This window comes from Bradyrhizobium sp. (assembly GCF_052389815.1).
Lineage (GTDB): Bacteria > Pseudomonadota > Alphaproteobacteria > Rhizobiales > Xanthobacteraceae > Bradyrhizobium.
In genome coordinates this window covers 1-6,719 of the sequence record NZ_JBQTHN010000207.1, presented here as the reverse complement: position 1 = coordinate 6,719, position 6,719 = coordinate 1, and the positions used below count along the sequence as shown (strand labels likewise).

General features: G+C 62.1%; 8 protein-coding genes. All 8 read right to left on the bottom strand.

Annotated features, from left to right (window positions below):
- A partial coding sequence (locus ACT4OC_RS28260) for a flavin reductase family protein (RefSeq protein ID WP_444842347.1) occupies nucleotides 1–501 on the bottom strand: 501 nt, incomplete at its 3' end.
- Between the two features lie 119 nt (nucleotides 502–620).
- Entirely contained in the window at nucleotides 621–1,397 is a 777-nt protein-coding gene (locus ACT4OC_RS28255; protein ID WP_444842346.1) for an enoyl-CoA hydratase-related protein, read from the bottom strand.
- Nucleotides 1,394–2,029: a TetR/AcrR family transcriptional regulator gene (locus ACT4OC_RS28250; protein ID WP_444842345.1), complete on the bottom strand. Its 636-nt coding sequence runs from the start codon at nucleotides 2,027–2,029 to the stop codon at nucleotides 1,394–1,396. The genes ACT4OC_RS28255 and ACT4OC_RS28250 overlap by 4 nt, the downstream gene beginning before the upstream one ends.
- A 144-nt stretch (nucleotides 2,030–2,173) precedes the next feature.
- Nucleotides 2,174–3,001, bottom strand: coding sequence for an enoyl-CoA hydratase-related protein (locus ACT4OC_RS28245; RefSeq protein ID WP_444842344.1), 828 nt, complete (start codon nucleotides 2,999–3,001; stop codon nucleotides 2,174–2,176).
- A 23-nt stretch (nucleotides 3,002–3,024) separates the two neighbouring features.
- Nucleotides 3,025–4,029 (bottom strand): NAD(P)H-dependent flavin oxidoreductase, encoded by a 1,005-nt coding sequence (locus tag ACT4OC_RS28240; RefSeq protein ID WP_444842343.1) that lies wholly within the window; start codon nucleotides 4,027–4,029, stop codon nucleotides 3,025–3,027.
- A gap of 22 nt (nucleotides 4,030–4,051) precedes the next feature.
- Nucleotides 4,052–5,239, bottom strand: coding sequence for an acetyl-CoA C-acyltransferase (locus tag ACT4OC_RS28235; protein ID WP_444842342.1), 1,188 nt, complete (start codon nucleotides 5,237–5,239; stop codon nucleotides 4,052–4,054).
- A 14-nt stretch (nucleotides 5,240–5,253) separates the two neighbouring features.
- A complete protein-coding gene (locus ACT4OC_RS28230; protein WP_444842341.1) occupies nucleotides 5,254–6,384 on the bottom strand; it encodes an acyl-CoA dehydrogenase family protein in 1,131 nt (376 codons plus the stop codon).
- A 21-nt stretch (nucleotides 6,385–6,405) separates the two neighbouring features.
- A partial coding sequence (locus ACT4OC_RS28225; RefSeq protein WP_444842340.1) for an acyl-CoA dehydrogenase family protein occupies nucleotides 6,406–6,719 on the bottom strand: 314 nt, incomplete at its 5' end.

Genomic DNA, 6,719 nt, shown 5'->3' with positions numbered 1-6,719 from the left:
TTTGTCGATGTAAACCGCGACCACCTCACCGAGGACGAGCCACCCCTGAACCGCCTCGCCCTTCCAGTTCTTGAATTGGACGACCTCTGTAACCTTGCATTCCATCGCTGCGCGACTTTCGCGCACGCGCGGAACGCTGACATGGCGGCTGGGCGCTGCCGTCAATCCTGCGCTCTCGAATTCACTTACACCACGCGCCAGCGGCGCCGCCGTCTTGTTCATCTGCTCTCCCAACTCTCGGGTCACGAGATTCCAGACGAACTCACGCGTTTCCAACACGTTCTGGACACTGTCTTTCCAGGATATAGATGCAAATCCCAGGATCGGAGGGTCATAATTGAACGCATTGAAGAAGCTGTAGGGCGCCAGATTGAGTTGCCCCTTCGCGCTTCGCGAGGAAATCCAGCCGATCGGACGCGGTGCAATGATCGCGTTGAATGGATTATGTCGGAGTCCATGCCCCTTGGACGGCTCGTAATAGTGAATGTTTTCGGTATCCACGGTTAAGATGCTCCCACGTAACATTCGATCCACCGCGAACATCGACGCTCGCGTCGCGCCCTTGCTGCCCGCGTACCGGCTGAAGCGCGGGGCGTCTCCCGGCGCGTGTAGGCCTCGCGTCAGCCAGCCGTTAGTCTCGAAAAATCCGGCTTGCGACGCTCGGCAAACGCTGCGAACGCCTCGCGCGCTTCTGCGGTCTGCAACCGCTCGCGGAACAGCGCGCTTTCGCGGCTCATTTGCACTGCGATCCTTTCCATATCGCGCATCAGCGCCTTGGTGTGACTGAGCGAGCCTGCGGGCTGCTTAGTCAGGGCTTCGGCGGCTTGCCGGGCTCTGGCTCGCAACTCTGCGGCCGGCACCACGGCGTTGGCCAAGCCACAGGCCAATGCAGCGGCGGCATCGAGTGGCTGTCCCAGCGCAAACATGGCGTAGGCGCGGACGTGGCCGATGCGCGCAGGCAGCAGCCAACTCGAGGCCGCCTCTGGGACCAGAGCCAGATTCACGAATGGCGTCATCAGCCTTGCGGTGTCGGCAAGAAAAACCAGATCGCAATGCAGGAGCATCGTGGTGCCGACCCCTACTGCATTGCCTTGGACCGCGGCGACGAGCGGACGGGTTGCCTTGCCGAGGTTGTTGATGAACCGGAACGCCTGACTTTCACTCGCATCCTTACCGTTGGCTTGAGCGCTGAAATCCGCGAGATCGTTCCCAGCCGTAAAGCTGTCGCCCTCTCCCTGAAACAGCACGACGCGGATGGCCGGATCTTGCTCCGCCCTCTCCAACCCATCCGACATGGCGCTGTACATGGCGTTGCTAAGCGCATTCTTCTTGTCGGCGCGGGCCAACGTCAATGTCATGACGCCCGCGGCAACCTCGGTTTTCACGTGTTCGGTCACGATTTTCTCCTCTCGAATCCGGGTTCTGTACACTGGGGGCGCTCCGCGCCGCCGCTCGCGGCCTGAGTGCGCAAGGCCTGCCGACCGGCCTCCAGAAGGGCGTCAGACAGCCGCTTGTCGCCGGCCGCACGCGCGAGCACGATCGAACCGACCATGGTTGCAATTGCGATGGCGGCCGCCTCCCGCGCATCCGATGATGACCTCTTCGGGATCAACCGGGCGATGATATCGATCATTTTCTCGAGCCTGCCTGCAAAGGTACGCCGTGCCTCCGGGCCTGAGCGTCCGATATCCGCGGCCAACGCAGGAAGCGCACAGCCGCGAGCCGGGTTGTTGCGATGGCGCGGGCTCAGATAGGACTCGACGACTGCGTCGAACCCTTTCTCGGCGGACAACCCCTGCGTCAGATCCAGCCAATGGGCGATGGTTTGATCCATGGCCAAAGCGAGCGCTTCAACAACCAAAGCGTCACGTGATTTGAAGTAGGAGTAAAAGCTGCCATGCGTCAGATCAGCAAGCTCCATCAGGTCGACGACACTCAAGCCGTCGGCACCGGTCTGACGTAGGCCGTAGGAAGCATTTTCGACGATCCGCCTGCGCGTCTGCTGCCCATGGTCTTTCGGGTAACGCATCGCTTGCTCCCGGATGAACAAAGAAACACAGCCATATTAGATGATTATCGTCATATATAACAATGAAATTCCGCAGAATGGCTTTTTTATCTGCGCCTCTCTGGAAAGCGGTCAGATGATGCCGGCCTCCAGATTGAAGGCACGCTAGTGCCCGACAAATGCCGGCTTGCGCTTTTCGACGAACGCGCGAACCGCTTCCTTGTGATCCGTCGTTCGCGCGGAGCGGATCATGTAAGCCGCTTCCTGGTCCATCGAATCCAGAAGGTCCGTGGCCAAGGCATGGTCAAGGTTGTCCTTCATGCCGGCGAAAGCCTGCGAGGGGCCCTCGGCCAAGGACCTTGCCAGCGCAAATGCGGCATCGCGAAGCTCGGCGTCGGCCACTACCCGATTCACCAGCCCCAAGGTCTCGCAGCGGCGTGCGTCGATCCGTTCGGACAGAAACATCAACTCGCGTGCCCGGGACGTTCCCACCAGCCTCGTTAGCAGCCAGGCGATGCCGTAGTCTCCGGTCAATCCGATGCGGGCATATCCCGTGGTCATCACCGCCGATTCAGCGGCGATTCGAATGTCGCAGGCGAGTGCGAGCGCAAGCCCTGCACCCGCGGCAGGCCCGGGAAGCGCCGCGAGCGTCGGCTTTCGTAACCCCACCAGCGCACCCGTGAGGGTGCGCTGCTTGATGCGCAAGTCGGCGATCCGCTCATCGATCGGCGTTTCTGCCTTCGCAGAATTGCTTCCCATGCCCTTGACGTCGCCGCCGGCGCAAAACGCGGTCCCGGTGCCGGTGATGAGCAGTGCGCCGACCCTGGAATCATCACCGCATTGCCTGATCATGCGCCTGAGCGCTGGGGTCAGTTGATCGGACAAGGCGTTGCGGGCCTCGGGCCGGTTCAGCGTGATGAGCGCCACGCGATCCCGGATCTCACAAAGCAACTCACCCGTGCCGGTGTCGACCTCGATCCGATCTTCTGCCATCCGCCTTGTCCCGTCGAGCACCTTCAGGCGACCATCAAGGCTTCCTTGCTGTCGGCGTCCAAGAATCCCGTCAGCCGCTCCCTGATCAGCCGCTCGGCATCGGCCATGATGCGGTCGATCAGCTCCTTCACCGTCGGAATGTCGTTGATGAGCCCTACGACCATGCCGCAGCTCCACGCGCCGGCGTCCATGTCGCCGTCGATCATCACCTTGGGATAGACGCCTGCCACCTGTTCGTGAATGTCCTGGATCTTCAGGCTCGCGCCCTTCTCGCGCTCGATTTCGAGGAGCTGGTCGACGCCCTTGTTCTTCAGCACGCGCTCGGTGTTGCGCAGCGCGCGCATGACCAGCACAGTGTCGAGTTCGGTCGCCTCGACCAGTGCCTTCTTCACATTGTCATGGACCGGCGCTTCCTTGGTGGCGACGAAGCGAGTTCCCATGTTCATGCCAGCCGCCCCCATCGACAGCGCGGCGACGAGGCTGCGTGCATCTGCCATGCCGCCCGAAGCCACGAACGGGATCTTCAATTCATCAGCCGCACGCGGCAAGAGGATCATGTTCGGCATATCATCTTCGCCGGGATGGCCCCCGCACTCGAAACCGTCGACGCTGACGGCGTCGCAGCCGATCTTCTCGGCTTTCAGCGAGTGCCGCACAGAGGTGCATTTGTGGATCACCTTGATGCCGGCCGCCTTCAGCGCCGGCATGTATTGCTCGGGGCTACGGCCTGCGGTCTCCACCGCCTTGACGCCGCCTTCCTTGATCGCGGCGATGTATTCCGGATAAGGCGGTGCAGTAAAGCTCGGCAGGAAGGTCAGGTTCACGCCGAACGGCTTGTCGGTCATATCGCGGCAGCGTGCGATTTCCTTGGCCAACAGTTCCGGCGTCCTTTGCGTCAGGCCGGTGATGATACCGAGTCCCCCGGCGTTGGACACCGCGGCGGCGAGCTCGGCGAAACCGACATAGTGCATGCCGCCTTGGATGATCGGATGCTGAATGCCGAACAGTTCAGTGATTGCTGTCTTCACGTGTGATTCTCCGCTTTTCCGATCAGTTGACGATTTCGAACAGACCCGCCGCGCCCATGCCGCCACCGATGCACATGGTCACCACGCCGTATTTCGCCTTGCGCCGCCGGCCCTCGATCAGGATGTGGCCCGTGAGCCGCGCCCCAGTCATGCCGTAAGGATGACCGATCGCGATCGAGCCGCCATTGACGTTGAGCTTGTTCGGATCAATGCCGAGCTTGTCGCGGCAATAGATCACCTGCACCGCGTAGGCTTCATTGAGCTCCCAGAGATCAATGTCATCGATTTTCAGGTTATGGCGCTTGAGCAACCGCGGGATCGCGGCGACCGGGCCGATACCCATTTCGTCCGGTTCGACACCGGCGGCGACGAACCCGCGGAAGATACCGAGCGGCTTCAGGCCCTTCTTCGCGGCCATCTTGTCGCTCATGATCACGCAGGCCGATGCGCCGTCGGAGAGCTGGCTGGCATTGCCCGCAGTAATGGTCTTGCCTTCGAATACCGGCTTGATTTTTGCAAGTCCTTCCGCCGTGGTGTCGGGGCGCGGCCCCTCATCGTTCGACAGGGTCACCTGCTGATAGCTTACCTCCTTGGTGTCCTTGTTGACGACCGCCATCGTGGTTGTGATCGGCACGATCTCGTCTTTGAAGCGGCCGCCCTGCAGCGCGGCACCGATACGACGCTGACACTCGAGGCTGTATTCGTCCTGCCGGTCGCGGCCGATCTTGTAGCGTTCGGCGACGACCTCGGCGGTTTCCAGCATCGACATGTACATTTCGGGCTTCATCGCCATCAACTCTTCGTCGACGACATGAAACTTGTTCATGTGCTCGTTCTGCACGAGGCTGATCGATTCGATTCCGCCGCCGATCGCGATCTCGACGCCGTCGAGCATCACCGAGCGCGCGGCAACCGCAATCGCCTGCAGGCCGGAGGCACATTGCCGGTCAATGGTGGTGCCGGCGACAGTCACCGGCAGACCGGCGCTGATCGCACCCTTACGCGCCACGTTCATCACCATGGTGCCCTGCTGCATCGCACAGCCCATCACCACGTCCTCGACCTCGCCAGGCGCGATGCCGGCCCGCTTCACCGCTTCGGCCATCACGTGGCCGGCCAGGGTCGGGCCTTCGGTGTTGTTGAGCGCGCCGCGATACGCTTTACCGACGCCGGTGCGGGCGGTGGAAACGATTACTGCTTCAGTGGTCATGCTTGCCTCTTTGCTTAGGCGGCCGCGTCCAGCTGCGCGTAACGCAGCACGTGGAACGCGGGATCGCCGAATTGGATGTTGATGGAGGAGATTCGCTTGAAATAGTGTCCCACATTGAGTTCGTCGGTCATGCCCATGCCGCCGTGAAGCTGCACAGCCTGATCGGCGACGAACCTCGCGGCGTAGCCGATCTTCGATTTTGCGCCGGACGCGAGCCTGGACAGGCCGGGCTCATTCGCTGCGAGACTCAGGGTGAGATGCTGCATCAACGAGAGGGCCTCTTGATGCGCAATGAACATGTCGACCATGCGGTGCTGCAGCACCTGGAAGCTGCCGAGCGTGACGCCGAACTGCTTTCGGGTCTTGCTGTACTCCAGTGTCGCGTTGTTCAGCTCGCCGATCGCGCCGACTGTTTCGGCGCACAGCGCGGCAATGGCGCGATCGCGGGAAGCCTCGAGTGCGGCGACACCCGCACCCTCTCCGCCAAGCAAGCGGCCCCTCACGCCGTCCAGGCTGAGCTCGCCGGCGCGGCGGCCGTCGATGGTCTTGAAACTGCGCAGATGCAGGTTCGCCGCCTGGCGATCCACGATGAACAGGCTGACGCCGGCGCGGTCGTGCCGGTCTCCCGAGGTGCGTGCAGAGACAATCAGATGATCCGCCCACGGCGCGGCGATCACCACGGCCTTCTCGCCTACGAGTATGTAATCATCGCCCTCGCGTCGCGCCGTTGTCGTGAGATTGGCAAAATCAAAACGTGAGGCTTTTTCGGTCCAGGCAAGCGCCCAGATCGACGTTCCCGAGATGATGTCGGGAATGTATTCGCTCTTCTGCGCGGCAGATCCCTCGCTCTCGAGCAAGCCTCCAGCGAGGACGATGGTCTCGACGAAGGGTTCGACCACGAGGTGGCGGCCGAACTCGTGCATCAGGATCATCGTCGAGAGCGGACCGCCGCCGAGGCCGCCGGCATCTTCCGAGAACGGCGCGGCGAGCAGGCCGAGCTCAGCAAAGGAAGCCCACTGCGTCCGGCTCCAGCCTGCCTCGGAGGCAACAATCCCGCGGCGCGCCTCGAAGTCATACTGGTCGCGGAGCAGACGCTGCACGCTCGACCGCAACAATTCCTGCTCTTCAGTGAACTGGATATCCATTGGAGACACCGTTTGCCGGGTTCAAAGGCCAAGTACCGCCTTGGCGATGATGTTGCGCTGGATCTCGTTCGATCCGCCGTAGATGCTGAGCTTGCGCGCGTTCAAGTATTTCTCCGCGGCGGTAAGCCCATAGTCCGGCCCGGGCATGAAGCGATTGGCACTCACCGGCTGCTCGCGGAGCGCAAGCCCGTAATTGCCGATCGCACGGTGGGTCAACTCCGTGATGCTCTGGAAGATCTCGGTGCCCCGTATCTTGAACAGGGATGCCGCAGGGCCCGGATCGATACCACGCGCCATCTGCGCCACCACCCGCAGCTCGGTCGCCTCCAGCGCCA